Here is a 24,777-nt window from a genome sequence, read left to right on the forward strand (position 1 = left end):
GTCCGGCGGCAAGGACTTCCCCGCCCTCGGGGCGGGGTTAGGGGTGGGGAAATTCACACGATTTGGCAGCATCACGTTTCCGCCGCCGTGTAAAGTTCCACTCAAAACGGCATAGAGCCTTTTTACCTGGCGTCGATTAATTCAACAACGCCGCATAAGTGCGGGCGATACTCGGCACGAAAAAATCCGTCTTGCGCTAAACAATGCGACAGAACCAAAAATAGTACGCTAAGCTAGAAAATTACAGCTGAGCACCTTGCCGGTGACGGAAATGATCTAAAGTACCGTTACCGAAAGGCCACTTTCGGCCAATACCGGACAGTCGCGCTCTAGATCGCGCTCGCCTTTATTGCGACCGGCCACAGTCGGCCAAGAGCAGCCATGGTGGCTAGCCACCGCTGAATCGAAGAGGCAGAGCGTTTCGCCTTTACAGACGGATCCAATCAAATCGTTCGATTTGACGGAATTAGGGGAACCGTAAGGATTCCTTCGTAAATGAGTAACATCGCCGACGCCGCTAAATTTTGAACGTTGCGCCGTAATCAATGGGTCCGAGCTTCCGGTCGCGCAATTCGTACATCCCGAAACGATTTGCGTGATGCGTCCGATACGGACTGAAAGCGGCCAGCAATTCGGGCGTCAACTGCATGCCTTCGGCTTCCAGCTCCTTGAATGCTTGCGTCATCGTGTGGCAGTTATGGAAAATCAGCAGGTTGGCGACCAGATGGTTGTACTTGATGATTTTCAACTGGTTCTCGCGCACATTGTCTTCGATGGTGTCGGAACCGAAATACGCCCACTGGGCGAAGTTGTTGAACCCTTCGCACTTGTTCTGGGCGGCCTGAATGGTCTGACGCAACTCCTGGTCGCCGATATATTCCAGCAGGAACATCGTGCGCACGGCACGGCCCAGTTCGCGAAACGCGAAGTACAGCTTGTTTTTCCGGCTGGCGGTGCCCAGCTTGCGCAGGATAGTCGACGGCGAAATGCGGCCTGCCTGAATCGATTGCGCCACTTGCAGCATGTCCGGCAAGTGGCACGCGATCAGGTCCCAGTCGATCACGTCCTTGGAAAACAGGTCGTCGATGTGTTCGTAGGTCGTGTCACTGGCCGGGCGAAACCACTTCAGGTCTTTCCAGTTGCGAATCCGTGGCATCAGCTTGATGCCCAACAAAAATGCCAGTCCGTAGACCGGCGCGCTTTGGGCTTGCGTGTCGCCATGCAAAATGTCGGGCTGGATGTCAGACGTGTTCTTGGTGAGTCCGTCGAGGATATACACGGCCTCCCAGACGCCACAGGGGATGAAGTGCGAAAACAGCGCAATGTAAGTGTCGCTGACGTGATAGTAGGCAATACCGCCGTAACCACCGTAGCGAATATGCCTCTCCGACAGCAAATTGTTTTCGTACAGGTTCCATTGCGTGCCGTCGGCGGCTGCACGCTTGGTGTCACCTTAATACTGCGGCAGCTGAAATTGGTTGTAGCCATTGATCACCGTGCTGATTGCGGCCTCCAGCTTTTCGGTGGTGACCTGGCGCTGATTGACGAAGGACACTTGGCGCGCGCTTACGTCGGCAATATTCTTTGCGATCTGGGTTGGCCCTATGCCGGTGCCGTAAGCGAACACCGTCAGGATTTTGCGCCGGTCTTCGTCATGCAGTTTGCCCTGGTGGCCGCTCAGGGGGCCGAAGTGCTTCCCCCAGCCCAGCCATTGCATCGTGTCGGCAAGCACATCAAGCAACGACAGTTCAAGTCGGTCGAGCTTGCGCCGTAGCACATCATCAAGTTCCTTGAATCCGGTTGGCAGCGCCTTTTTCTGATACCGGTCCAGCTTCGGGCGTCCGTCAACAATATTGAAATGCGGATTCGCCAGGTAGCTCTGGTCGGCCTGTTGTGCGGCCTGCGTCAGGAGCGTACGCACGTGGGTGACAAACTCGGTACTGTTCACCGGGATTCCGACTTTTTCGCCATAGTCGGCACGTGTGCGCTCGCACTCTTCCATTGGCACCAGCTCATCCCGATGGTCCGAATAAGCATCGCTGCCGGTTACACAAACGTCACCAGACTTCAGCTCCCGCACCATCTGAGCGCAGAAACAGACTTCGAACTGGCGCCGGTTGATGCGCGTGGGCGCAACGTTGCGCTGGGTTTCGCCAGTCACGAGCTTCCACCATTTTTCCGGAATCCAAGCAAGATTCGCCAGCGTCAGGCGCGCGCTGTCGGTAGCCGTGAGGGTTATCCATTCGTGGTGCCGATGTCGATTCGCCAGCACGAAGGCCAACGCTTGCTCGACGCCGGCATCCTGACTGGTCGCAACCAGTGGTAGTTTGCTGAGAATGCGCAGGACCTCGGCGCGACGAGGCTTGAAAAGATGCCAGAAAAATCGGCATTGGTTTTTGCCGCCATACTCGGCATGCTGGCGGGAAAACTCGCACAAGTCCGGGCGAGCCGTGACGGTATTGCGGATGCCCTACAATTGTTCGACATCCGGTTGGTTGGAATTGAGCAGCGTCTCCATCGCCGCGAACCGCCGCAGAATCTCGTCGGTCTTTTCCTGATTGTCGGCAAGGTATTTTTCCAGCGCTTCGTCGGCGGCGTGCTCCACTCGTTTCATCTGTTTGCAAAAAATATCGCACAGGTCGTCGGACACGCGCGCCAGCCGCTGCCGAATCAGGGCCAACGTCACTGCATGGCGCTTGGGTGCGGCCATGTCCATCATGCTGGCCGCGTCCAGGCTGTTGCCTTCGAGCGCCCATTGCTTGATCTTCACGAGAGGAATCGGCTTGAGCAGCCCGACATGGCATGACAGTCCGGTTAATTGGTCGTAACGTGCCACCAGGTCGCGCATGCCGTCGATGGTCGGCAATGCCGCATCTTGCTTGATATCGTTCCAGGTGCTGACATGGCGCGGGTCGTCGCCCACCACGTACAGCGCATTCAGAAATTCCCGTCCGCTCTCGCCCAGAGCTGCCTCGATGCGCGCATACATCGCCTGCGTCGTCGCGGTCCGTTGGGCGCGCGCCTCGCGCACCAGCGTGTCGAAGGCTGGCAATTCATAACTGTGGCGCACCAGTGTCTCGATGCCGATGTTAACGATATCGATCACATCGTCCTTGGTCAGTGCCGCGTTGGCCAGGGTTTGCTGCAGCAGTAGCTTACCCGGCTCGCTTAACACCTTGACCGACAGATGTTGACGGACCGCTGACAAGTGCTTGCGCCTGGCTTGCGAAGCATCGTAGCTGCGCAGATTGTCCCGGTTGCAGGACGCGCCGATTAAAGCGCCGATATGCTCGACAATCGAGCATGGCACGTGAATGGACGTGACGAAATAGCCGAGCCGCTGGTAGGTTTTGAGGAGCAACGCAAAACCCAGCCGAGTCGTATCCGACCTGGTCGCGCCATCGCAGAAAATGCGTTCGGCGTCGGTCAGCGTGTAGAAACGCTCCAGCTCGACGGGCGATAGGCGGCTCTTGAAGCGCGGATAGGCGGTGTCGCTTGGTTGCAATTTGGGGAAATAGAAAATTAGTGCAAGAAAAACGACCGTTTATCTTGCGATTATGAAAATGCCCACACGGGACCGAAAAACCACAAGAAAACTCATTGAGAAAAACAACGCAATATTGTACCCTTGGATTCAGCTTTTCTTGTACATTGGATAAACTATGTTGGTCGGGTATGTTCGTGTTTCCAAAAGCGACGGTAGCCAGACGCTGGCACCGCAACGTGACGTGCTGATTGCCGCTGGCGTGGAGCCCGATCGGATTTATTCTGATTTTGCATCAGGCCGCCAGGATGACAGACCTGGGTTGAATGCTTGCCTCAAGGCGCTTCAGCCCGGCAATACATTGGTAGTGTGGAAGCTGGATCGACTTGGCCGTGACTTGAAGCATTTGGTAACGACGGTGGATGAATTGCGTAATCGCATCATCGGCTTGAAAGTATTGGCCGGCGCGGGCGCACAGATCGACACGACCACCGCGAACGGACGGCTATTCTTTGGAATTTTTGCAGCGCTGGCGGAATTCGAGCGAGAATTAATTGCCGAACGCACACATGCGGGACTTGCTTCGGCAAGAGCGCGTGGACGCCAAGGCGGCCGTCCTCGGAAGATGGATCGGGCAACCGTGATGATGGCGATGGCGGCGATGGCAGACCCGAAAGCCAATGCCGTCGAAGTGGCGCGCCGTTTGGACATCACGACCACGACCCTTTATGCATATGTGAATGGTGATGGCACGCTGAAGCAAGCAGGGCAGAAGATTTTGATTAAAACGTAGCTGGATAGGCAGAGAACGGCCAAAAGCGGTCTTTCGATGCTTAGCATCAGTCGGCCCGCTCACGGTGTTACAGCCAGGGCTCGGGCAAATGACAAGCCGGCATCCTGAATTTTAGTTGGTTTGGCCCGCTGAAGCAGCGTCGCCGTCATCGAGGTAGCCGCTATGAATAGTTTCAACATCTCCACCCGTCTGATCATTCTAATCGGCATCCTCTCGGTATTGCTGATCGGTGTGGGCGCGGTTGGTCTGTATGGCATCGGCCAGTCCAATGACGCGCTCAAGACTGTCTACGAAAACCGCACCGTGGCCATCGGCCAAATTGCCGATATCCAAGGCAATTTGCTAGAGAACCGCCTAGCCATCAGCACTGCCATCATCACGCCCACGCCCGAGGTGATCCAGGCAAAATTGGCCGCGATGGAGGCCAATTTTGCCAACACCGCCAAGGTCTGGGACGCGTACATGGCCACCACGGCGACGACCGAGGAAGCGAAGGTCGCCAAGACATTTGGCGAGAACCGCGCCAAATACCTGCAAGAAGGTTTGCGTCCGAGCATGGTCGCCTTGCGCGCCAATGACATACCCGAAGCGAGACGTCTGCTGGTCGAAAAAATTAGCGTGTTGTACGAGCCGATGCGCGTCAACATCGACGCTCTGATGAAAATCCAACTCGACGAGGCCAGGAAGGAATATGGAGCCGCCCTGGCACGGTACGCCACCATCCGCCTCGTCGCGATCGGCTCGATCAGCGTTGGCGTGCTGTTTGCCGTCCTGTTCGGACTCGCCTTGGTGCGCGGCATTTCACGTTCGCTGGCCCTGGCCATGGACGCGGCCAATGCCGTCGCCCAAGGAGACCTGACCCACCGCATCCGGGTCGAGGGAAAAGATGAAATTGCGCAACTCTTGACATCCCTCTCGGCCATGCAAGACAGTCTCGTCGATATTGTCGGCCAGGTACGCAGCGGCACCGATACCATCGCCACCGCTTCCAACCAGATCGCGGCCGGCAACCTTGACCTGTCAAGCCGGACCGAGCAACAGGCCAGTTCGCTGGAGGAAACCGCATCGTCGATGGAGGAACTCACCAGCACCGTGAAACAGAATGCCGAAAATGCGCGCCAAGCCAATCAGCTGGCGGCATCGGCATCCGACGTGGCGACCAAGGGCGGCGCAGTGGTGGCGCACGTTGTCGACACCATGGGCTCGATCAACGACTCGTCCCGGAAGATCGTCGATATTATCGGCGTGATTGACGGCATCGCCTTCCAGACCAATATCCTGGCCCTGAATGCGGCGGTGGAGGCGGCGCGCGCCGGCGAGCAAGGCCGTGGCTTCGCGGTGGTGGCAAGCGAAGTGCGCAACCTGGCGCAGCGCTCGGCGGCGGCGGCCAAGGAGATCAAGGCCCTGATTGGCGACTCGGTCGAGAAGGTCGATGCGGGCACGAAACTGGTCGGTCAGGCCGGTTCGACGATGCAGGAAATTGTCGAAAGCGTCAAACGGGTAACAGACGTAATGAGCGAGATTTCGGCGGCCAGCTTGGAGCAGACCTCGGGCATCGAGCAGATTAATCAGGCGATCGCGCAAATGGATGAAGTGACCCAGCAAAACGCGGCCCTGGTCGAGCAGGCCGCCGCCGCCGCTGCGTCGCTCCAGGATCAGGCGGGGAACTTGGCGAAGGTGGTGGCGGCGTTCAAACTTGACGGGGCGCACAGTGCGGGACCCGCCGTTGCGGCGTCCATCGGGCGTGCGCCTGCGGGGCCCGCGCCCGCCCGCACCAGCGGCGCTGCCAAGCCAGTCAGGATCGCGCATGTACGGATCGCGCCAGCCATCGCGAAGACCGACGATTGGGAAGAGTTCTAGGATCGCGCGTAGCGGGGCGGCGCGCATCACATCCGGGCCGGCGTCGAAATGTCGATGATCCCGCCACCGAGGCACACGTCGCTGTCCTACAGCACGGCCAACTTGCCCGGCGTGACCGCCCACACATCAATTACGCACGCCCACTGGAACGAGGGGTTCTGGCGTTACCTGTCGCTCGGTGACGCAAAAATACTTTGATTCCAAAGCTGTTTTCGCCTATTACTCATTTACGTAGGAATCCTTACGGTCCCCCTTCTAGCTCAGGCACGGAGCGGCTACCAGGGGCCACCTTGGGCGACGTGCCGTGCCTGGCGGCGGCAACCCAATTGCCCAGCGTTCCTTTGGGGATCGTCAGGCGCAACGCGGCGTCGTCCAGCGTCAGGCCTTGAGTCAGGACCAGCTTTACCGCTTCTTCCCGAAGCTCCGGGGTGTATGTTTTTGAGCGTGCCATAAATTCTCCAGTTGGTGAAGTTTACCAAACTAGAGTGTCCGAAAAAGTCAGGTTACCTCATGCCGAGGTAGGCGCGCAACTCATGCAGATGCTCATTGCGCGTTTTCTCGCGCTCGCTGTATTGCGGCCAAGCAGCGACGTCGCTGCGTACCTGGCTGGCAATCCACTGAATTAGCGCCTCCGGCACCACCGTATCGCTGGCTAACGCATAGCCAGGATAGCGCAGCAGGCTCAATTGGATAGCGAAACCAAGTCGATTGGCGTCGCCCCGGCGCTGCCGGATCAACGCTAAGTCGGTTTCGGTGAAGCTGTAGTGCTGGATCAAGTCGTCCTGACTGTCTGGCAACATCAATAAGCTAGCGCGTTCCGTGTCGGAGAGCAGTGAGCGGCGCGGCATTGGATCGGTTCCTTTTGTGTGTTGTAAGAAGTGGGCGGAACGTTTCACGGCTTATCAGCTTCAAGGCGTCAGCGCATCGGCCCTGCACCTCAGAACGCTGCAATTCAATTTTTGGTCGGCTCACTCGATCGTCACGAACACAGAGCGGTGCTGGTCTTGCGAACTTAAGGCAAGTCCATACCGACCGCCTTTTTGATGGACGGATAATACCCGCTTTTTTTCGTTGCAGCGTTGTATAGGTCGTCCATCCCGTCACCCTTTTTGGTGCCGGCAAACGTTTAATATTTTTTGCCAAGCCGACAGCGATACCGCCTCCCGCCTTGTTGCAGAGGATTAGCGCAAGCCACAAAATTCCTGCCTACCGGCAGACAGGGCGCCGCTTCAACGGTGGCGTGAATCGATATGTGATGGCAAGGATATACCGCGCCAAAATGAGAATGATAACGACACTGATTCATCCTATCTCAGCTAGGCTTTCCAAATGAACGCACCTATAATTTTTTCTCGTTGTCTTTTTAAATACCACTCATTTGGAGATCGGCATGGGGAAAACGCACCACGAGCAACATCGTATTCAAAATATTGGATGGCTTCGCGCGGCAGTCCTCGGGGCAAATGATGGGATCATATCAACTTCCAGTCTCGTACTCGGCGTGGCCGCAGCGCATGCGGCGCATGGGAATATCGTGCTGACCGCAGTCGCCGGACTCGTCGCTGGCGCGATGTCGATGGCCACTGGAGAATATGTTTCAGTATCGTCCCAAGCCGATACTGAGAAGGCTGCCATTGCCGAGGAGCAGACGGAAATTGAAAACGATCATGAGGGTGAACACCGGGAACTAACCATGATTTATATGCACAGAGGTCTGGACCGTTCTCTTGCGGCACAGGTAGCGCAACAGCTCATGGCGCACGATGCGATTGGCGCGCACGCACGGGACGAATTGGGCATTTCCGAGCTATCGACGGCGCGACCATTCCAAGCCGCGTGGGCATCGGCTGTCAGCTTTTCCGTTGGTGCCGCGCTCCCGCTTGTCGTGACCGCATTGGTACCCGTGCAGAGTCTGATGTTCTCGATGGTGTCCGCCACCCTGGGAGCTTTGGCGATCCTGGGCGGCATCGCGGCTCGCACCGGCGGCGCGAAAGTCCTGCCGGGAATAGTGCGCATCACCTTCTGGAGTACGCTGGCAATGTCGTTTTCGGTAGGGGTAGGGGCCGCCTTCGGCGCCATTACGTGATGGCGCTCTGCCACCTTCAGCACAAGTTGGTTCGACGACGGGGCAAAGTGCCGTCCTGTCGGACCCGGCGGGGAGGCAGAACAGCGGCAGCAAGTTGTTTATCAAGTTAAACCCCAGGTCATCTTCCTTGGTCAAAGCAAAGTGCATCAAAATCACACCACTCAATTTTTTGGCTTTCGTGCTTTACTTCTTGGCAAATTTCCGGGATCATACGCCCGTTATTATTGAATGGAGGTCCAAATGGACTCAGGCAGTTGTAAGCGACCTTTCGGCTACACCGTATCGAACTGTTGAGACACGTTTTCGGACCAACCTGATCTTTGGCGTCCACTGTCTCGACACTCAATGACGAGGCAGTGCGCACGCGAACCAATTCTGGCATGCCGCCGGGATTAATTCTGTAGCGCCCTTCCAAAAGACTAATTGCGATTGCCCTACGCGGGCGTGCGTTTGCACGCGTGCGTTGGATTCTCGCCGCACATTTATGCCGGATTTTTTTCCGAGGCATTCGGCTGCGTGCGCACTAAAAATGGAAGTAATAGCAATGCACGACACAACACAAAAACAGAGTCTCTATGGAACGTTGGTTCTTACCGCCCCGCGCGAGTATGGCGAATTCACATTTCGACCAACGCGTTTGATTGGCTCACTGCACAAGATCCTGGCTGCACTGACACGCATGGTGTTTAACAATTTGGGCGCGCAACAATCTGCGCTGCTGAGCGTTGTCGGCGTCGTGCTGTCCGGGCTGATGTTTCCGTTAATTGCGCTTGCTGCAGACATTGAAGCGCCTGGCGCAACTATGCCGCTTACGGCTGTAAATGATGCGAACCTGATAGAGACGCCAGAAAAGTTCAACGCCAAATTCCAGACCACCTGGATCGTAGCCGAACACGGCACTTTCAGAGCGCCCTACAGCGGCACGAACAGCCTGCTGCCGATCCATGAGAAGGCCTATACCTGGACCGTTACTGCGTTCTTAGGTTTTCGGCCCTTTGCCAACACTGAGCTGTATTTCAATCCCGAAATGATTCAGTCCAACCAGTTTTCTGGGCTACATGGTCTCGGCGGATTTAACAATAATGAAAATCAGAAGATGGGCGAAACTACGCCGACCTTCTATCGCGCGCGTTTGTTCGTACGCCAGACGTTCAACCTGGGCGGCGAATCGATCAAGCTCGAATCGGGACCTAACCAGCTTGCTGGCAGTGTCGACACCAACCGCGTGGTGCTCACGGTCGGGAATATCTCGACGCCCGACATTTTTGACAACAACGCGTACGCTCACGATGCGCGCACGCAGTTCCTGAACTGGACTTTCTTTACCCATATAGCCTCGGATTTTGCCGCCGACGCCCGCGGTTATACCTGGGGCGCAGCGCTCGAATATTACGTCAATGACTGGGCTTTTCGGGTTGGCCAATTCACGCAGCCGATCGAATCGAATGGCCTGGCTCTGGAACGTAGTTTGACGCGCCACGCGGCTCAGCAATTCGAAATCGAGCATAGCCACAACCTGATGGGCCAGCCCGGAAAGGTGCGGCTGTATGCCTTTCGCAACCATGCCAAGATGGGCAACTTTGACGACGCGCGTCTCTACGCCCAAGTTAATGGCAAGGACTCGCCAGATGTTGCAGACGTGCGGCGCAATCAAACTAAAACCGGCGCCGGCCTCAATGTTGAACAGCGCGTGAGTGCAGAAATTGGTGTATTTGGACGTGCCGGATTCAATAACGGTAAGACGGAAACGTACCAGTTTTCTGAAGTCGACAGGTCACTGTCGGGCGGTGTTTCAGTACAAGGGGCGCTATGGGGACGGGAAAAGGATACGGTTGGCTTTGCCGCTGCAAAAAATGATATTTCGTCGGCGCATCGCTCGTATCTGGCTTCAGGCGGACTCGGGGCATTTGTTGGCGATGGCATGCTGCCGAGCTACCGGTCCGAAAGGATAGTCGAGACCTATTACAACGCTGTGCTAACGAATCACATCAGCCTTGCGGCGGACTATCAGCGCGTCGCCAATCCTGGTTATAACGCGCAGCGCGGCCCCGTCAGCATCTATGCGATGCGCCTGCATATCGACTACTGACACTTGCGATCAATAACTGATAACTGAAAACCACGCGCATTAGCTAAGTTCGATGCGCACGAGGAGAAAGATATGGAAAACCAAGTTCGTCAAATAGACATCCGGGCCCAAGGCGCGGCCCTCGACAGCGCTCACGTTGGTGATATTCGTGGCGCGTTCGGCACCATTGAGGTGGCCGATACCGGCAAACGCAGCAGCTGGATGGCACGCTTCAAGACGCTAATGGCAATCATCGGGCCGGGCCTGATCGTCATGGTTGGCGATAACGATGCTGGCGCGTTCGGCACTTACACACAAGCTGGGCAGAATTATGGCACCACGCTATTGTGGACCTTGATGTTGTTAATCCCAGTGCTTTACGTCAATCAGGAAATGGTCCTGCGGCTCGGCGTGGTCAGCGGTGTCGGCCACGCGCGCCTGATTCTCGAACGCTTCGGGCGGTTCTGGGGAGCGTTCAGCGTCGTCGACCTCTTCCTTGTCAACGCGTTGACGATCGTCACTGAATTCATCGGCATTTCGCTCGGTCTGACCTTTCTGGGCATACCGAAAATTCCCGGGGTTATTGCAGCGGCGTTACTCATCATGATGGCGGTCAGCACCGGGAATTTCCGGCGGTTCGAACGGTTTTCGATGGTGTTGGTCTTCGCCAGCTTGCTGCTAGTACCGGTATTTGTCATGGTCCATCCCCCACTTGGCCAGTTGGCGCATGATTTTCTGGTGCCGTCGTATCCACAAGGCGCCAAGCTCAGTGACATCATGCTGCTGGTGATTGGCATTGTTGGTACCACGGTCGCTCCATGGCAGCTATTTTTTCAACAAAGCTACGTCATTGACAAACGCATCACCACCCGCTTTATCCAATATGAGCGCTGGGATCTCGTGCTAGGGATTGTATTGGTGATTATTGGCGCGGTCGCAATGATGGCGTTCGCCGCACACACCTTCGCCGGCAAGCCAGAATTCGGCAATTTTGCAGATGCCGGCGCGGTGGCAAGCGGCATCGCCAAATACTTCGGTAAACTGCCGGCCCAATTGTTTGCGATAGCCCTGATCGACGCCTGCATAATCGGTGCTTCGGCCGTATCGCTGTCAACGGCGTACGCCGTCGGTGACGTGCTCTCGACGAACCACTCTCTGCATCGCAAGCCTAAGGAAGCGATCGGCTTTTACGCAGTCTATTTCACGCTCATCGTGATCGCCGCAGCGCTCGTACTGATCCCCGGCACGCCGCTTGGTTTATTGACAAATGCGGTGCAGACACTGGCCGGCGTGCTGCTGCCAAGTGCGTCGGTCTTCTTGCTGTTGCTGTGTAACGACAAGGAAGTACTGGGGCCTTGGGTGAATGGCCGCAAGCTCAATATTTTTACTGCGGCCATTGTCGCCATCCTCGTGATGCTGTCGATCATACTCACAGCGGCGGTGATCTTTCCCGACATCTCCAGTGAAGCCATCGTCGGCATCCTGGTCGGTGGCAGCTTGATCGCCCTTGTCGTAACGCTTGCGGTAAAGATTATTCAAGCAAAACGTACGCAGACCCTGCAGGTCGTGGCTACGCGGTCGCCAGTGCAAGATAGAACGCTGTGGCGCATGCCCTCACTGGATCAGCTCAAGCCGATGAATCTGACCCTGGGCACGCTGGTGTGGATGGGGGTGCTGCGCGGCTATCTGATTATTGCGATTTGCATGGTCGCCTACAAAGTCGTCCGGATGGCATTCGGCTGAGTCTAACGACGCCAAAAGGCGCCGTTAGACCAGTTCAAAATAGTGCTTTAACGCCGTTCTGCGCGACGGAAGACGAGCGCCGGGGATGCATCAGCGTTTGCGGCTGCGATCTGATTTTATCAACTTCAGACTTCCATTTAGAGGCACAAGGTGCGGGTGCGGCGGCGCGGAGTTTTTTTGGGGGGGAAACTTCAAAATCATAATCCGTGACGGTGCCCTTTCGCTTGCACCATGTGCAGCCTTCGACTTTCGAAGGCCCGGAGCTGGCAACTACCCTCCCACGTCAACCGTAAGGATGGGCCTCTTACGTATTACGTAACCAACGCGAACACTTTGTGATTCATAGCAGCAGATGAATGCTAGTTTCGTTGGACAAAAAAATTTCGCCAATCGTTTAGGTCGAAGGGAGTTTGTTATGGTTTGGTATGACTTTGCTCTGCGCGTTTTCGCAGCGCTTTCCCTTGGCGCGCTTGTCGGCGCCGAACGACAACTACGTCAGCGAATGGCGGGACTGCGCACCAATGCGCTCGTGGCGACCGGTTCGGCTCTCTTCGTCACGATAGCGGCCTTTACTGACGATCCGCAGGGCAATGCACGCATCGCTGCACAAGTCGTGTCGGGCATTGGCTTTCTCGGCGCCGGCGTCATCATGCGTGAAGGATTGAACGTGCGCGGCCTCAATACGGCAGCGACTTTATGGTGCTCGGCCGCAGTCGGCGTGCTGGCCGGTCTGAACCATACCCTAGAAGCGGCGATCGGCACAGCCTTTGTCTTGGCAGCGAATTTCCTCTTGCGAGGGGTCGCCCAGCGCATCAATGTGCAAGGTGCGGCCGCCGCCAACGAGGTCGAGCAGGCCTATCGAATAACGGCTGTCTGTAGCACAACTGAGGAGGTACATGTACGCAGCCTGGTCTTACACATGCTTAATGGCATGTCGACATTGGTCCTGCAGTCGCTGCATAGTGAAGACGCGCCGCAGACAGGAAAGATTGAGGTGCGCGCCGACGTGCTTGCGACGCCCGGCAACCAGGTCATGCTTGAACAAATTGTCAGCCGCGTGAGTATGGAGCGCAGCGTGTCGGTAGTGCGTTGGGCGATGTTAGACCGCCGTGCGCTGGAAAAAACTGAGGTGTAAATTGCGGATGTTAAATGATTTCTTGCACACGACACATACTCTTAATCGGTCAACTTGCGTAGCGAAACAGGATCGCTTTTCCTATCTTGGCTATTTCTACCCATCGCCTCGAAAAGGTAAAGCTTTCCAAGAGGGGTCGTCTCAGAAAAGGGAAAATAAAGCACGTTAAGACGCTCTGGCCTTGGCTGGGTGGCGGCCATTTCTTTCTTGCTGTAATATCCTATCCACTAGGATAGGATATTGCCCATGACAACACACACATCACACCCCGACATCATCAAGAGGCTCAAGCGGGCCGAAGGCCACCTCAAAAGCATCATCGTCATGCTCGAAGAGGGGCGCGGATGCCTAGACATTGCCCAGCAGCTTCAAGCGGTCGAAAGCGCAGTCAGCAACGCCAAGAAAGCCTTGGTGCATGACCACATTGACCATTGCCTTGAACACGCGGTGCGTGAAGGCACCCAAGGCGCGGATGAAACCATCCGCGAATTCAAAGCCATCACCAAATACTTGTAAGGCGCTTTCCTATGACTGAATTTTCAACACTACTACAGCAGGGTTCATCCAATGCCTGGCTGTTCATGGGGTTTAAGGTGCAGTGGAACGGAAAACCGGGTTAAGGCCGGTTTCTGGCCTACTCGTCGATCGCTGGATTGCGCAACGGCCGCATCTCGCCCTTGGCCACCGCGTCCGGTACTGAGAACGAATACCGACCCAGCATGTTGATGTGTTCATGCAGTAGGGGCGACAACCTCGCCACATCCTCATCCCGGACCGAAAAGTCGTCCGTGCGAAGCTGGTTCAATGCGGCCTCCATATAGCTTGTGTTCCACAGCACGATCATGTTGAGCACCAGGCCGAGCGCACCGAGCTGGTCCTCCTGCCCTTCACGGTAGTGCTGCCGCAGTTCGCCGCGCTTGCCATGGAAAACAGCGCGGGCGACGCTATGTCGCCCCTCGCCACGGTTGAGCTGAGTCAGCGTGCCTCGACGCTTCGCTTCGTCATCGATGTATGTGAGCGTGTGCAAGGTCTTGTCGACGCGGCCGAACTCGGCGATGGCCTGAGCAAGCCGGGTCGGGCGCTCTCCGACCTGGAGCGTACGCATGATGCCGGCAGCCGGCACCCGGCCGAGCTTGAGCGAGCCGGCCAAGCGCAGCATGTCGTTCCAATGCGGCTCGATCTTTTGCAGGCTGATATTCTGTGTAGATACAGAATTGAGCAGTCCGTAGTCCGCCTTCGGGTCGATCCGCCAGAACCGCGTACCGCCGACATCGGCCAGGCGCGGACTGAATCGATATCCAAGCAGGCGAAACAGCCCAAAAACCACATCGCTGTAGGCGCCGGTGTCGGTCATGATCTGGGTCGGCTGAAGGTCGGTTTGCTGCTCCAAGACGACGGCCAGCAGAACCAGGCTGTCGCGTAGCGTGCCAGGCACCGTGATGTCGTTCAGTCCTGAAAACTGGTTCGATATAAGGTTGTACCAGGTCACACCACGCCCGACGCCGAAGTATTTCGGGTTGGGCCCGGAATGCACCGAGCGCACCGGCACCACGAACCGCATTCCGTCGGCGGACGCTACTTCGCCGCAGCCCCACACGCTGGCCAGCGCCGAACGGCCCTGCGCCGATACCAGTATGGTGTTTGCCGCTGTAATGGTATCGTCGCGCAGGTAGTTCTGGTCCACCCACGACAATCTGTCGCGTTTGAGTGCCGGTATGTCGCCGCGGATCAGGGGCTCCGGTCCTGTGTTGCAGGCTTCGGCCATCAGCACCGCGCAGATGCTCACATGCAGATCGGAAGCGCGCGCAGTGCGCTCCGATATGTGGGTGAAGGCGTCCGTAAAGTGGGTGCGGGCGGCGATCTCCAGGATCAGCTCTGGCAGATCGACGCGCGGCAGCATGCCTATGACCCTGGCACGCAGCGCGATCAACGACGCCGGCTCGTCCATTTTGTCCAATGGGCTGAGCACCAGTTCGTATTTGTCGCCGACTTTCTCAAACCGGACGGCCGGATTGTCGGGTAACCTGGCGGCTACCGCCTGGTAGGTGCGGCCCAATTCATCAGCCAAGGCGGTCAAGGTTGGCCCCGGCGCCGCCGAAAGACCCAGCGTCCTGCAAATGATCGGACGCGTGGATTCCCATTCCGCGCTATCGAGCAAGCCGGCGCGCGGATCGGCGTAACGCCAGCTCGGGGTCACGAACACGTCGCGCCGCCGCAGCGCGACACGCAGTTCGGACAACACGCAGAAAGTGTAGGCATGGAAATCGATGGTGTCACCCTCGCGCAGCACATGGCGTTGCCAAGGCCTGGTGATTATGTCGCGTGGTGCATCGTTACCGGGCCTTTTCACTGTCATGTTGGCGCGAAGCCAGGCGAAAGCTGTGACGAACGGCGCGCCGGCGGCATTTGCGCCAAAGTGAATGTGCTCGGCCAGCGCTGGGAGGAAGCGGCGGACGGTCTTGTACTTGGCGTCCAGCTCCTGGTAGTAAACATTGTCGGTTGGTCGAATCAGCTTGTTGACGCCTGCGAGGGCCAGGGCGAGAGCGTCAGGCGAAATCCGCGCGAATAGCTGTTTGCGTAGCTCACTATCCGGCACGGCATCGTCTAGCCGCATTTGACAAGCGCCCGCGAGGATTGCCGCCGCTTCGTCAAGGTCTTTGAGCGAACGGAGGCGCGATTTTTTGTCCGCCTTCACGGCGTCACCGAAAAGCTCTCGCAGGATGACCTCGAGCACTTCCAGGGCATCATCCTGTGCCGATGCTTCGAGGCAGTGCACGAACGCGACCAGGGTTGCTGTGCGGCGCAGTAACGGCAGGCGCAGGATTGCGCTGGCCTTAGCGGCGCCAGCAAACCGGGCCAAGGCCGCGACCCGCGTAGCTGGGATGCGCGTGGCAGCCGGCAGCCGGATGCCAAGCTCACGTACCGATTGCAAACGCATGAGCGCAAGGCTCATCGACCGGCTGCTGGCAACCACCGGCCCGGTACGCAGGCGATCCAGCGGCGAGTTCCGAATGCCGCCGGAAGATACCAGGAGAGCTTCCAGGCGCGTTTGCTGGTTCAGGCTGATCCCATTCCCAAGCGAGCGCCATAAACGCTCCTCTACGCGGCTGCGCAGGCGCGCAACGTACCGTTCGAGCGTCGTGCAGCCTGGTAGCAGTACCTTGTGCGTCATCAGCCATGTTGTGGCGCGCTCAAACAGTACACTCGGCCGATCGGTGCCGGTCCAGCAAAGAGCATATAGCCACCGGGTCAGGCGGAACGCGATCAGGGGTTCCGTGAATTCAACGTAGCCATAGGATGCTCGAATTTCCGTCGCGTGCTGCCAGCGCTGCTCGCCGGCACTGTAGGCGCTCGCCTTATCTAGTGCCTCGATGCGCAGCTGCTTGGCCAGCGTCGATAGCACGGGCTGAGGCACGGCTAACGGGTCGTCAAGGAACGTGCCCAGGTAGCGTACCGTCCCGAGCTGAACGGCGAAGCCCAGCCGATTGTGCGCGCCGCGCTTTTGCGCGATCAGCACATGATCAGTGTCGTCCAGGTGAAAATACCGCGCAAGGTCATGGGGCGAAGGTGGCCCAGCGTAACGGCCATAGTTGTCGCGCTGGTCGTTCGAGAGAAAACTGACTGGCATGAGTTTCCCTGCTTAGCTGTGATTGCACCATTCTGGCTTGCATCGGTGTATTACTTAGAGGGAGAGGTAGCGCAGTCGTGGATCGCGCCGGAACCATACTTGGCGAGCCCAATCAGGGCCACCATGCAAAAAACGGCACCAGTATAGAACGTTGACGACGCCCCAAATCGATCCCATAGCAGGCCTGCCAACACGCTTGCTATCAGCATGGCGATGCCGCTCATCAAGTTAAACACGCCATAGGCCGTGCCGCGCAGATCAGCCGGTGCCGTATCGGCGACCATCGTTGCCAGGAGTCCCTGTGTAATCCCCATGTGAACGCCCCAAAGCACGACGCCGCTTAATACCACCGCCCAATGATCGCTTGCGGCCAAAATCAGATCGGCGGCCACCAGGACGACAAGCCCGAGCGCCAACAACTTCGTATGGCTCATGCGGTCCGACAGTTTTCCGAATGGATACGCCGAGGCGGCATAAATCAAATTCATCGCTACCATCACCAGTGGCACAAACGCAACCGGGATGCCGCTTTGCTGAGCGCGCAGGACAAGAAATGCTTCGCTAAAACGGGCCAAGGTGAATACCGCGCCAATCCCAACTACCCACCAATACCGGGCGCTAAGACGTGTTAGGTTTTCTCGGCGGATAGGATTTGTACGTTTGCCGTTTTGATGCTGCACTGGTTCGCGCACACCGAACAGAAGCAGCGCAACGGCCAGCAGGCCCGGAATTACCGCAACCCAAAATACCTTCCTGAAATCGTTGGCCCACAAAAGCATCAATCCGACCGCAAGCAGTGGGCCGAGAAATGCCCCCACCGTGTCAAGCGATTGGCGCAGGCCGAAAGCGGCGCCGCGCAGGTGTGGTGGAGCGATATCAGCGACCAACGCGTCACGGGGCGCCCCTCGCACACCTTTCCCTACCCGGTCCAGTAGACGAGCCGTAAGTACGATGCCGGTTGTATTCGCCACCGCAAAAAGTGGCTTTGTCAGCGCACCCAGCGCATAACCGAACAATGCCAGGCCCTTGCGCTTGCCGAGGTAGTCGCTCAACGCTCCCGAGAACACTTTGACGATGAGGGCGGTGGATTCGGCAAGTCCTTCAATCAAGCCAACAACGAGGGCGCTGGCCCCGAGCGTGCCGACCATGAACAAGGGAAGCAGGCTATGGACCATTTCCGAGGAAATATCCATCAGCATGCTCACAAATCCCAGCATCCAGATCCCGAATGGGATTTGTTTGAGTGTGCTGCCGATGTTCTTTGTTGTCATTTTTTCGTCATCGTCATGAAACCATATATTAAAGCTGCTCGTCCAGAACGCAGTTTTTCAGAAATTTACGCCAATTTTCAGTTTCACGAACGAAAACCGGTCGGTCGGATCGCCAACCTGCTGATGATAAAAGTAGGAAATTCCGGCAAAATACCGTTTACTGATGTAGTAATTTATGCCCGTCTCGAACTCGCGCTTACGAGATGGCGATGCGTCGAACTCGCCCAAATTTTCGTAAATATGAGCGGCGACAAACGCCCCATACTTCTCATTGAAACGGTGCTCGGCAGTTCCGGACAGATCATAAAAAGTGCGACCACCACCGTTACGCTTTTCAGCTAACAGCGCTGTGGTGAGACTCAAGTTTTTTGCGATATCGCCAGACCATGACAAGCCCGCCACAGCCCAGTTATAGTTGTCCCGAAACGTGTAATTTTCATGCCGCAACGCCCCGACCGTCGCCGTAAAATGTTCGGTGAGTGGGAAGTTGAAATTGACTTGCGCTTCAAACTTCCGCTCGCGCGTCATGTTCCCATCGACGGTGTGATACGAGTTCTCTGTGTAGCGCTCCAGACGAAAATCGACATTGCCCGTCAGGGCGGGTGGCGCATAATTCGCTGTCAGCCGACTATTCAGTGAGGGCATCAGGCGCGACTGGGTCGAGAGATTGCCTGTGGCGAGATACTGACCTGTGAACTCTTCCGATTGCGCCGTGCCGGCAGTGGCGAGCAGACCAAAAACAACCCATCCATATTGGAATTTTTTCATTGTGCTCTCGTGATTTTTTGTAGGGTTAACATGCGATTTCTATTTTTGATGTGGTCGGCCGTGCCTGGCAAGCGAGGACGAGGTTATCGCGGATATCCCGTGCGGTAAGCGATGTGTCGGTGTGCATCTTGACTTCACCTGAAATCAGTTGGACTTTACATGTTCCGCAGACCCCTGTTCGGCACAGCGACTCGATCGGTACGCCGTATTCTTCTGCGGCGTCAAGCAGCGTCCCGCCGGCAGTGACCAACCCGGTTTTCTTGGATTTTGCAAAAAAGATGGTCGCGGCGCGTAGCGCGTCGTCGTGAATGATTGCGCCGCCGAATGATTCAGTATGGATTTGTGCTTCTTCCACGCCCAAACTGCGAAGGCTGGAAATTGTTGCCGCCATCATTGGCTCAGGACCACATAGGTAGACAGGAAGGCGCGCAATCTGAGGGGCGAGTTCCACAAGATGAGAAGACTGCAAGCGACCGCTCGGACCGGGCCATTCCGTCCCATCGATTCGGGATGGCAAAATCAAGTAGTGGAAATGCCGATACCGTTCGGCGAGTGCGTGTAGTTCTTCCTCGAACAACCCATGCGCCGGGGTACTCACGGCAAACAGAAGAAACACGTCGTGCGGCCACTTCTGGTTTGCCAGATGGCGGACGATCGATAGCAACGGCGTGAGGCCGATACCGCCAGCGATGAGAACGACGCCATCGGAACCTGCGCCAGTGAACGTGAAGGTGCCGTGCGGGCCATCGCATGTCAAGAGTTGCCCTACCTGCGTCATGCTGTACAGATAGGCCGACCCTTTGCCGTCGCTCGTGCGCTTCACAGCTATGTCGCAAAAACTTTTTGAGTCTGGTGCCGAGCAGATGCTGTAACTGCGGGTAAACACGCTGTCGTTCTGCTTGAGTCGAAATCTCAGAGACTGTCCGGGTAAAAAAGTAAAAGGCAGATCCCCGCCACGCGGGTTCACCAGGCGGAACATTTTGACGTCATCGCGCAGATCGATGATCGAGTGAATGACCAGTTCACCACGCCAGGAAGGCGCTTCCGGCTGTTGCGCCGCATTGAACGCACGAAGCTTGGTTCCATATGTCACGCGCCAGACAACGAGACTGACGCAGACAAGAGCGCAAGCTTCGATAAATAGCTTTCCACCATCCAAGTAGTCGATTACTGCATTTTGTTTCAACGACGGTTCGGTGAAAATTCCATGGACCAGAAATGAGCCGATCACGACATAGCTTGCGTAGTGCAGTTTTTTCCACAACGTATATTTGAATCGGTTTCGCAGGTACGCAGTCACCACGACAAATATCAGTGTGTACGCCGCGAGCGCACCCAAACTCGTCAAGATCGGCTGCTCGCGCGTGATGAAAGGGAAAAAGACCGCAAGAACCGTGTAGTTCGCCGCTTTCGCCAATGGTAGCCACGCGGGATGCAGCAGCGAAATAAATAGAGCACTGTAACCGGACCATTTGTGAAGTTCCAGCAGTGGAAGACGCCGATGAGGCCACCGGAGTTCGGTGTTGTAGTGCACCGAAAGCAGCAGCCCAATGAAAAGGTTCAGGGTCATGATGCCGGCGGCCGTCAGGCCAATATAGGCGCTGACATCGATAAATGAGATATCAAACTGAGCGATTAAAAACTCTTCCATTAATTTCATCGCTTTCAATGGGATTCAGGTCGGACCGATCGCTATCGGTGCCTGTTCAGGGAATGGGAAAAATCGTGCGCTGAGGTTGCGTGCCGACTACATGTGGACGCGATCATAGCGAAGAAAGTAGTGCGACGACATGACCGGAAGCTGACCGTTTGGTCATCTTGCAATGCCCGATTCATATCGTTGTTACGTGGCAGGGAATCTCAGTGTCGCAGCGGTGCCGCGGCCAAGTTGGCTATCAATGGAAACCGATCCACCGTGCAACAGCATGATTGACCTGACGATGGCGAGGCCCAGTCCTGTGCCAGCGCCCTGCCTGAAGCGTGCGCTGTCAGCACGATAAAAACGGTCGAAAACGTGGGGCAAATCCTCCGGCGCAATGCCCTCTCCGGTGTCGCTGACGACGATTTCCACAGCGCGATCAGATGTTTTCGTCACATCGACAACAACGGACCCGCCGCTTGGAGTGTGGTTTAGTGCATTGATGATCAGATTGCCCAACGCATGGCGCAATAGGGCGGAATCAGCCAGCACCGTCCCCGAGCCGCCAGCGATCAGGGTGGTTTCTTGCTCGTCCGCTAGCGCCTGGTAGAAAGCGCACACGGCTGCGACCTCATGCTCAATGACCAGCGTTTGCTTGTTAGGCAGCGAGTCGGGTTGTTCGGTACGGGCGAGGAACAACAACGCGTCGACCATCCGTGCCAGGCGCTCGTACTCCTCCGTAGCCGACGCGATGCAGTCGCGATATTGCTCTTTCGAGCGGTCCTTGGAAAGAGCCAGTTCCGCTTCACCCTGAAGAATGTGGAGAGGGGTACGCAATTCGTGCGCGATATCGGCGGAAAATCGGGACATTCGGACGAACGACTCATCCAAGCGCACTAGGAGCTGGTCGAAATTGGCGGCGAGCGGTTGCAATTCCCGAGGCCAGTCGTCGTCCACTACGTGCCGGTGCAACTGTGCTGCGCTCAGCTCCGCGATGATGGCTGCCAGCCGGGACACTGGCTGTAGGCCGCGCCGTGCGATCAGGTAACCCGCAATAACGGCGATGGCAAGCGAGGCGGAAAGAGCGAGCCACAAGATGCGCCGGTATGCCGCGAGTACCTCTTCTTCACTGGTCCGGTTCATTGCAACCTGCACCGTAAATCCGGCGCCAACGCCGACGCGAGCGGACATGAGTCGGTACGTCTCCCCCGAGCCTGAAGCCCAGTCCACTCCCTGTTCGTCGCCGCGTGTGCGGAAACGGGGATCTGCGAATGGGCGTCCGCCCGCGACGGCATGCGGGATCGGTGCCTCTATCACATTGATGCCTTGGGCATCGACGACGCGCAGATAGGAGCCGGGAAGCATCGCGGCCTCGCGATGAACCTCTTCCTGAAGCGCTGCGGTGTCGCGGGAATGTAACAACAGGATACTGCGCACTTGGGCGATCCGACCAGCCAGCCATTGGTCATCTTCCTGGCGCAGGCGGTCCGCCAAGACCCAGTACAGGATGCTGCCGGCCGACGCGATCAACACCACGCTAAGGAGCGCGTACCAGACCGTGAGGCGAAAGGCGATCGAGCCGTGCTCCCCGATCACGGCCATTGGCTCAAAGCCGTTCTTCGATGACATAGCCGACGCCCCGCAGAGTGTGAATCAGTTTCCGCTCGCTCGGATCGTCAACCTTGCGCCGCAGTCGGCGCACAGCGACGTCGACCACGTTACTGTCGCCGTCAAAATTGATGTCCCATATCTGTTCGGCCAGCCGCGTCCGGGTCAGCACCTCGCCGGGATGACGAAGCAGGTATTCGAGCAGTCGGTATTCCTGTGGAGCGAGTTCAAGCGGCTTTCCCGCCCGTGATGCCTTGTGCCGAGCCAAGTCCATGTCGAGATCGGCCAGACGCAAGATATCAGGTTGTTGCGCCGGCGCCCGACGCAAGGCGTTGCGCACACGGGCAAGCAATTCGGAAAACGCAAACGGTTTGACCAGGTAGTCATCGGCGCCCAGATCCAGGCCCTTGACCCGATGAGCAACGGCGTCAAGTGCCGAGAGAAGAATCACCGGCTGGCGGGGCAGACGTTCCTTGATTTGCGTAAGCACCGACCAGCCGTCTTGCTTGGGCAACATGACATCAAGTACGATGAGGTCATATACTCCCGTCAGCGCGAGATGAAGCCCGTCTGGCCCATCCGCAGCGTGATCAGCAGCGAAACCTTCCTCGAGAAAACCGCGTTTGATGAAAGCGGCGGTCTTGGGCTCGTCTTCAACGATCAGTATTTTCATTTCCAAACCTTTATCGTGTCCAGCAGCCGAGCTTTGCCAATTTGAATGCTTCGTCATGCCAACTCATTTTTGTGGCCCCCGCGATCATATGACGTTCATGAAGCTCATTGCGCTAATTTTTGAACGCCGGAGGTTCCCCTAAAGTAATTCCGGCGCCTCCATAAGAAGTGATGTGTCAGCTTGAGCTATACCCTAACCTGACGTCAGAATACGAACATACAACGCGTCAGAATAGGGTCGCTACGTTGATTTCTTGACAGTTGACATGGACGGTCATAGAGTCTTTCCTGACACATCAAATCAAGGAGACACATTTTGCGAGGTCAGCGTATCGGTTATGCCAGGGTCAGCAGTTTCGACCAGAATCCGGAGCGTCAGCTCGATCAGGTCCAGGTAGACAAGCTGTTCACCGAGAAAGCTTCAGGCAAGGACACGCAGCGGCCGCAGCTTGATGCCCTACTATCGTTCGCCCGCGAAGGAGACACGGTCGTCGTGCACAGCATGGATCGCTTGGCGCGCAATTTGGACGATCTTCGCCGGCTGGTGCAGACCTTGACCAAGCGTGGGATACGAATCGAATTCGTCAAAGAATGCCTAAGCTTTACCGGCGAAGACTCACCAATGGCAAATCTGCTGCTCTCCGTCATGGGAGCGTTTGCGGAATTCGAACGGGCATTGATCGGCGAGCGACAGCGGGAAGGCATCGCTTTGGCCAAACAGCGCGGCGCTTATCGCGGCCGCAAAAAAGCGCTGACGGATGACCAGGTGGTTGAGCTCCGCCGCCGCGTTGCCGGCGAGGCAAAAGCTACGCTTGCGCGCGAGTTCGGTATCAGCCGCGAGACGCTTTATCAATACCTGAAAGTGGGGCCGGAGGCTTAACGCGGTTTTTCGTTCCACTGCACCTCAAACCCCAAAATGACCAGCGATCAGTTGGACAAGGCTCTCGCCAGTGGCGATCCGCTGAGCGGCTATGAAGCGAACTTGCTTCACTTCCTGGACGAGGCGCCCGTGCAGGTCGTGGTGATGGCGATCGAGGAAATTGCGTTGCGCTGGTCAGTGAACCCATCACAAATATGGAGCAACGTCGCCAAGCTGGCAGACCAGTTAGGCGGCAGACGTTCGGAGTTATGGGCGTGAGTCAGTCAAGCACCCTGCGGCACTGGATTGGGGCCGCAGGGTTTCCCCTGTTGACCCCTAATACTGTGTTTTTATACAGTTTATCAGTGATGTCGTATCATGTTGTTTTCTTTCGGCGCGAAATTGTATGCATGAGTTTGAAGAGGCAATAAGAAACCTCGTTTCTATCGTAAACGCGTTCAGACAGACGGGTACGAACATTAATGCTGCCCCTGCAATGCCCGCGTTTTCGTATTTGTTGACACCCAAGCAACGGGAGAGAATCGCAAAGATTTGCGCCAAAGAAGGTTGGGCGCCTACAAAGTGCGGCGGGGTGGAGATTAACGCCAGCACCGTCGATCACATTCTTGATTCCCGCTTAGCGCAGGGTGTCTCAGAGGAGTTTGTTGCGGACATCCTGGTTGCGGCCTACAACCAATTCTCCGAGATCCACGTCAACACGAAGTATAAAAAAGAGGAGAATAAGGAACAGGCCTTTTTCTTGAATGGTATCAAGAAGCTGAAATTTGGTGAAGTGACTTGGAATGCTGTTGCTGTGGTCGCCCTGGAAAATTTGAACGATGCCGGCGAACGCCAACTGGCCTCTATTACTGCATATCATGCAGACGAGGCCAAAGTTCGGAAGATCAAGGGGTTGCCAAAGGCAAAGAAATAGGATGATTACGAGGAAGGACGGCCTTGTAAATAAATCTCCCTGAACTAAATCAGAGCAGAATCTTGCACATTTACAATTTCCCTTCATGTGACCTAGCTAGCCAGGCCTCGCAGCTCCGCCGACAAATTTTCTGCTGTCTGCGTAATCAGGACTGGATCATAGCACACAACCTGGCACATCGATCAAGCCCCTACGCGCGAAGTGTGGGACATCAAATGGTCAAGAGGAC

18 protein-coding genes and 2 pseudogenes are annotated in these 24,777 nt (G+C 56.6%); 10 read left to right on the top strand and 10 right to left on the bottom strand.

Annotated elements, in window-relative coordinates; translation table 11 throughout:
- Positions 1 to 517: 517 nt before the first annotated feature.
- Positions 518 to 2,083: pseudogene (locus tag ACP7BZ_RS21360) on the bottom strand (transposase).
- 387 nt (positions 2,084 to 2,470) lie between these two features.
- Entirely contained in the window at positions 2,471 to 3,505 is a 1,035-nt protein-coding gene (locus ACP7BZ_RS21365) for a DUF4158 domain-containing protein (RefSeq protein ID WP_426116931.1), read from the bottom strand.
- A gap of 157 nt (positions 3,506 to 3,662) precedes the next feature.
- Here ACP7BZ_RS21365 and ACP7BZ_RS21370 point away from each other — a divergent pair, with 157 nt between their 5' ends.
- Together ACP7BZ_RS21370 and ACP7BZ_RS21375 are read left to right on the top strand one after the other, a co-directional pair.
- Entirely contained in the window at positions 3,663 to 4,277 is a 615-nt protein-coding gene (locus tag ACP7BZ_RS21370) for a recombinase family protein (RefSeq protein ID WP_426116933.1), read from the top strand.
- A gap of 162 nt (positions 4,278 to 4,439) precedes the next feature.
- Complete coding sequence (locus ACP7BZ_RS21375) at positions 4,440 to 6,137, top strand: methyl-accepting chemotaxis protein (RefSeq protein WP_426116935.1); 1,698 nt, start codon at positions 4,440 to 4,442, stop codon at positions 6,135 to 6,137.
- 241 nt (positions 6,138 to 6,378) lie between these two features.
- Here the strand turns inward: ACP7BZ_RS21375 and ACP7BZ_RS21380 are convergent, their stop codons facing one another.
- Entirely contained in the window at positions 6,379 to 6,588 is a 210-nt protein-coding gene (locus tag ACP7BZ_RS21380) for a transposase (RefSeq protein ID WP_426116937.1), read from the bottom strand.
- A gap of 64 nt (positions 6,589 to 6,652) precedes the next feature.
- Positions 6,653 to 6,985, bottom strand: a pseudogene (locus tag ACP7BZ_RS21385) (DUF4158 domain-containing protein); the annotation flags it as partial.
- Between the two features lie 542 nt (positions 6,986 to 7,527).
- Between ACP7BZ_RS21385 and ACP7BZ_RS21390 the strand changes: the two are divergent.
- The 5 genes from ACP7BZ_RS21390 (at position 7,528) to ACP7BZ_RS21410 (ending at position 13,685) form a co-directional block, all read left to right on the top strand.
- The gene (locus ACP7BZ_RS21390) at positions 7,528 to 8,223 is read left to right on the top strand and encodes a VIT1/CCC1 transporter family protein (RefSeq protein ID WP_426116939.1); all 696 of its coding nucleotides are present in this window, start codon (positions 7,528 to 7,530) and stop codon (positions 8,221 to 8,223) included.
- A gap of 544 nt (positions 8,224 to 8,767) precedes the next feature.
- Positions 8,768 to 10,312 (top strand): carbohydrate porin, encoded by a 1,545-nt coding sequence (locus ACP7BZ_RS21395; RefSeq protein WP_426116941.1) that lies wholly within the window; start codon positions 8,768 to 8,770, stop codon positions 10,310 to 10,312.
- 72 nt (positions 10,313 to 10,384) lie between these two features.
- Positions 10,385 to 12,034, top strand: a complete 1,650-nt coding sequence (locus ACP7BZ_RS21400) for an Nramp family divalent metal transporter (RefSeq protein ID WP_426116943.1) — start codon at positions 10,385 to 10,387, stop codon at positions 12,032 to 12,034.
- Between the two features lie 415 nt (positions 12,035 to 12,449).
- Complete coding sequence (locus ACP7BZ_RS21405; protein ID WP_426116945.1) at positions 12,450 to 13,169, top strand: MgtC/SapB family protein; 720 nt, start codon at positions 12,450 to 12,452, stop codon at positions 13,167 to 13,169.
- A 246-nt stretch (positions 13,170 to 13,415) separates the two neighbouring features.
- Positions 13,416 to 13,685 carry a metal-sensing transcriptional repressor gene (locus tag ACP7BZ_RS21410; protein ID WP_426116947.1) on the top strand — a complete coding sequence of 90 codons (270 nt, stop codon included), beginning with the start codon at positions 13,416 to 13,418 and terminating at the stop codon, positions 13,683 to 13,685.
- Between the two features lie 118 nt (positions 13,686 to 13,803).
- Here ACP7BZ_RS21410 and ACP7BZ_RS21415 read toward each other — a convergent pair whose 3' ends face one another.
- From ACP7BZ_RS21415 to ACP7BZ_RS21440, 6 genes are all read right to left on the bottom strand, one after another.
- Positions 13,804 to 16,797, bottom strand: coding sequence for a Tn3 family transposase (locus ACP7BZ_RS21415; protein WP_426116949.1), 2,994 nt, complete (start codon positions 16,795 to 16,797; stop codon positions 13,804 to 13,806).
- 50 nt (positions 16,798 to 16,847) lie between these two features.
- On the bottom strand, positions 16,848 to 18,068 hold the full coding sequence (locus tag ACP7BZ_RS21420) for an MFS transporter (protein ID WP_426116951.1): 1,221 nt from the start codon (positions 18,066 to 18,068) through the stop codon (positions 16,848 to 16,850).
- 57 nt (positions 18,069 to 18,125) lie between these two features.
- Positions 18,126 to 18,836, bottom strand: coding sequence for a hypothetical protein (locus ACP7BZ_RS21425; RefSeq protein ID WP_426116953.1), 711 nt, complete (start codon positions 18,834 to 18,836; stop codon positions 18,126 to 18,128).
- A 25-nt stretch (positions 18,837 to 18,861) separates the two neighbouring features.
- A complete protein-coding gene (locus tag ACP7BZ_RS21430; RefSeq protein ID WP_426116955.1) occupies positions 18,862 to 20,496 on the bottom strand; it encodes a 2Fe-2S iron-sulfur cluster-binding protein in 1,635 nt (544 codons plus the stop codon).
- A gap of 183 nt (positions 20,497 to 20,679) precedes the next feature.
- Entirely contained in the window at positions 20,680 to 22,104 is a 1,425-nt protein-coding gene (locus tag ACP7BZ_RS21435; protein WP_426116957.1) for a heavy metal sensor histidine kinase, read from the bottom strand.
- Positions 22,082 to 22,756: a heavy metal response regulator transcription factor gene (locus ACP7BZ_RS21440; protein WP_426117040.1), complete on the bottom strand. Its 675-nt coding sequence runs from the start codon at positions 22,754 to 22,756 to the stop codon at positions 22,082 to 22,084. Before ACP7BZ_RS21440 ends, ACP7BZ_RS21435 begins: the two co-directional genes overlap by 23 nt.
- Before the next feature lie 315 nt (positions 22,757 to 23,071).
- On the opposite strand from ACP7BZ_RS21440, the gene ACP7BZ_RS21445 reads away from it, so the two are divergent.
- From ACP7BZ_RS21445 to ACP7BZ_RS21455, 3 genes are all read left to right on the top strand, one after another.
- Entirely contained in the window at positions 23,072 to 23,635 is a 564-nt protein-coding gene (locus tag ACP7BZ_RS21445) for a recombinase family protein (protein ID WP_426116959.1), read from the top strand.
- 36 nt (positions 23,636 to 23,671) lie between these two features.
- Positions 23,672 to 23,893: a hypothetical protein gene (locus ACP7BZ_RS21450; protein ID WP_426116961.1), complete on the top strand. Its 222-nt coding sequence runs from the start codon at positions 23,672 to 23,674 to the stop codon at positions 23,891 to 23,893.
- A 127-nt stretch (positions 23,894 to 24,020) separates the two neighbouring features.
- Positions 24,021 to 24,548 (top strand): hypothetical protein, encoded by a 528-nt coding sequence (locus ACP7BZ_RS21455; protein WP_426116963.1) that lies wholly within the window; start codon positions 24,021 to 24,023, stop codon positions 24,546 to 24,548.
- Positions 24,549 to 24,777 lie beyond the last annotated feature (229 nt).

Source organism: Massilia sp. PWRC2 (genome assembly GCF_049896725.1).
GTDB lineage: Bacteria > Pseudomonadota > Gammaproteobacteria > Burkholderiales > Burkholderiaceae_D > JAFCUW01.

Bases quoted from the DNA above. Each gene is read 5' to 3' on its own strand.
- ACP7BZ_RS21370 (WP_426116933.1), top strand. From the start codon at position 3,663: ATGTTGGTCGGGTATGTTCGTGTTTCCAAAAGCGACGGTAGCCAGACG.
- ACP7BZ_RS21375 (WP_426116935.1), top strand. From the start codon at position 4,440: ATGAATAGTTTCAACATCTCCACCCGTCTGATCATTCTAATCGGCATC.
- ACP7BZ_RS21380 (WP_426116937.1), bottom strand. From the start codon at position 6,588: ATGGCACGCTCAAAAACATACACCCCGGAGCTTCGGGAAGAAGCGGTA.
- ACP7BZ_RS21390 (WP_426116939.1), top strand. From the start codon at position 7,528: ATGGGGAAAACGCACCACGAGCAACATCGTATTCAAAATATTGGATGG.
- ACP7BZ_RS21395 (WP_426116941.1), top strand. From the start codon at position 8,768: ATGCACGACACAACACAAAAACAGAGTCTCTATGGAACGTTGGTTCTT.
- ACP7BZ_RS21400 (WP_426116943.1), top strand. From the start codon at position 10,385: ATGGAAAACCAAGTTCGTCAAATAGACATCCGGGCCCAAGGCGCGGCC.
- ACP7BZ_RS21405 (WP_426116945.1), top strand. From the start codon at position 12,450: ATGGTTTGGTATGACTTTGCTCTGCGCGTTTTCGCAGCGCTTTCCCTT.
- ACP7BZ_RS21410 (WP_426116947.1), top strand. From the start codon at position 13,416: ATGACAACACACACATCACACCCCGACATCATCAAGAGGCTCAAGCGG.
- ACP7BZ_RS21415 (WP_426116949.1), bottom strand. From the start codon at position 16,797: ATGCCAGTCAGTTTTCTCTCGAACGACCAGCGCGACAACTATGGCCGT.
- ACP7BZ_RS21420 (WP_426116951.1), bottom strand. From the start codon at position 18,068: ATGACAACAAAGAACATCGGCAGCACACTCAAACAAATCCCATTCGGG.
- ACP7BZ_RS21425 (WP_426116953.1), bottom strand. From the start codon at position 18,836: ATGAAAAAATTCCAATATGGATGGGTTGTTTTTGGTCTGCTCGCCACT.
- ACP7BZ_RS21430 (WP_426116955.1), bottom strand. From the start codon at position 20,496: ATGAAATTAATGGAAGAGTTTTTAATCGCTCAGTTTGATATCTCATTT.
- ACP7BZ_RS21435 (WP_426116957.1), bottom strand. From the start codon at position 22,104: ATGTCATCGAAGAACGGCTTTGAGCCAATGGCCGTGATCGGGGAGCAC.
- ACP7BZ_RS21440 (WP_426117040.1), bottom strand. From the start codon at position 22,756: ATGAAAATACTGATCGTTGAAGACGAGCCCAAGACCGCCGCTTTCATC.
- ACP7BZ_RS21450 (WP_426116961.1), top strand. From the start codon at position 23,672: ATGACCAGCGATCAGTTGGACAAGGCTCTCGCCAGTGGCGATCCGCTG.
- ACP7BZ_RS21455 (WP_426116963.1), top strand. From the start codon at position 24,021: ATGCATGAGTTTGAAGAGGCAATAAGAAACCTCGTTTCTATCGTAAAC.